Here is an 899-nt window from a genome sequence, read left to right as displayed (position 1 = left end):
TCTGGCTAGACGGCGAATTAGGAGCCTTAGATGGGCGGCGAGCAGCCAAGCGAGCTCGGTAGCGGCAGAGCGTTCGAAGTCTTTGGAGAGGCGCCGGCATCTTCCGAACCATGCAAAGGTGCGCTCGACGACCCAGCGCCTGGGCAGGAGCTGGAAGCCTTTGGCGCCGTGCGGTCGCTCGACGATCTCGATTGTCCAGGGCCCGCAGTCTGAGAGTGCGTTGACGAGCTGTTTGCCGCGATAGATTCGGTCGGCAAAGACATGCTGAAGCCTCGGAAAGCGGCCTCGCAAATCTTCCAACAGGGGCACGGCGCCATGGACATCCTGAATGTTGGCGGGATGAACATATGCGGCCAACAAGAGACCGTTGGTGTCGGTCACGATATGGCGCTTGCGCCCATGGAGGCGCTTGCCGGCGTCGAATCCGCGTGGACCGCCGGCCTCCGTCGTCGAGGCGGTCTGGCTATCGATCACGGCCGCAGTCGGTTTGGGCTTTCGTCCCAGTTGCCGGCGCGCCTTCGGAACTAGAGATTCGACAATCTCCTGCCATCTGCCTGTGTCGCGCCAAGCGTAAAAATAGCCCTGCACTGTCGAGTATAGCGGGAACCCCTTCGGCAAGGCTCGCCATTGGCAGCCACTCCACAGGACATAGAAGATCGCCTGGACGATCTCGCGCAAATCGACCTCCCGCGGCCGACCCAATCGCCGTCGCGGCGGCATCTTCCGGGCGATCAGCGCCCATTCGGCATCGGTCAGATCGCTTGCGTAACGCAGTCCATCGCGCTGATACTGGATGCGAGCGGTTTTGGTCCACGGCATGGTGTCCTCCCTCGAATCTTTGCAAATCCGAAGGAATCACAAGCCGGCCAAAACCGCTCACCCTTTTTCGGTCAGGCTCT

General features: G+C 61.3%; 1 protein-coding gene. It reads right to left on the bottom strand.

What is annotated here, in order from left to right:
• Positions 1 to 819 (bottom strand): IS5 family transposase (locus IVA92_RS16620; protein ID WP_247281433.1); only part of this gene is annotated, 819 nt, incomplete at its 3' end.
• Between the last annotated feature and the right edge of the window lie 80 nt (positions 820 to 899).

It is taken from the genome of Bradyrhizobium sp. 154 (genome assembly GCF_023073875.1).
Lineage (GTDB): Bacteria > Pseudomonadota > Alphaproteobacteria > Rhizobiales > Xanthobacteraceae > Bradyrhizobium.
The sequence above is the reverse complement of the archived record's forward strand: the minus strand, read 5'-3'. Positions and strand labels throughout refer to the sequence as shown.